Here is a 1,240-nt window from a genome sequence, read left to right as displayed (position 1 = left end):
CTAGTGTGATGCGCCAGAAATTGCGTCTCTAAGTCTGTAGTGTATTGGTATGTCGCCAGGTCCTCGTGCTGGTGAAGTCAGGTTGTCTGCTGCGGAGTTCGCCGAGTTGTCACGGTGGGCGGGGGGTGGGGTGGATCGGCGTCTCGCCGAGCGGGCGCGCATCATTTTGGCGTGCGCGGAGGGGATGCCGAACCTGCGGATCGCGGCAGATCTGCGGGTGACCGTGGACACGGTGAGGAAGTGGCGTTCGCGGTTTGTCGAGCGGCGGCTGGAGGGGCTGACGGATACGCCGCGGCCGGGCCGGCGCAAGGCCGAGCTGGTGCTCAGCGAAGCCGAGCGGATGCAGTTGACGCATTGGGCAAGGCGGGCGAAGACCGCTCAGTTCCTGGCGCTTCGTGCGAGGATCGTGCTGCGGTGCGCCGAGGGCAAGACGAACAGGCAGGTCGCCGCGGAGCTCGGGGTGAATGACCGTTCGGTGAACCGCTGGCGGGCCCGGTTCGTCCAGCGGCGGCTGGAGGGGCTGCTGGACGAGCCGCGGTCGGGACGGCCCCCGTCCATCCTCCTCGACCAGGTCGAGGACGTCGTCGTCGCGACGCTGGAGTCCACACCGGGCAAGGACACCCACTGGTCGCGGGCTTCGATGGCGCAGCGGAGCGGACTGTCGAAGTCGACCATCGGGCGGATCTGGAAGAAGTTCGACCTCAAGCCGCACCTGCAGGACGCCTTCAAGCTCTCCACCGATCCGCAGTTCGTGGCCAAGGTCGTGGACGTCGTCGGTCTGTATCACCATCCGCCGGAAAGGGCGGTGGTGCTGTGCGTGGACGAGAAAAGCCAGATCCAGGCGCTGGACCGGTCCCAGCCGGTGCTGCCGATGATGCCGGGCATGCCCGAGCGGCGCACTCATGACTATGTGCGCCACGGCATCACCAGCCTGTTCGCCGCCTTCAACATCGCCGACGGCACCGTCATCAGTGAACTCCACCGCCGCCACCGGGCCATTGAGTTCAAGAAGTTCCTGGTCACGATAGACAAGAACGTACCCACCGGGCTGGATGTGCATCTGGTGTGCGACAACTACGCCACCCACAACACCCCGGACATCAAGGCATGGCTGGGCAAGCATCCCCGCTTCCACGTCCACTTCACCCCGACCGGCTCGTCCTGGATCAACCAGGTCGAGCGGTGGTTCGGCCTGCTGACCGACAAACTCATCCGCCGCGGCGTCCACACCTCCGTGCCG

The 1,240-nt window shown here is 65.9% G+C and carries 1 protein-coding gene; it reads left to right on the top strand.

Features of this window, described 5'->3' with window-relative positions; translation table 11 throughout:
• Positions 1-49 precede the first annotated feature (49 nt).
• Positions 50-1,240 (top strand): IS630 family transposase (locus IE271_RS41000; protein ID WP_190195490.1); only part of this gene is annotated, 1,191 nt, incomplete at its 3' end.

It is taken from the genome of Streptomyces minutiscleroticus (genome assembly GCF_014650875.1).
In the GTDB taxonomy this organism is placed as follows: domain Bacteria; phylum Actinomycetota; class Actinomycetes; order Streptomycetales; family Streptomycetaceae; genus Streptomyces; species Streptomyces minutiscleroticus.
Note: the sequence above shows the minus strand (reverse complement) of the source record. Positions and strands in the feature narration are given on the sequence as shown.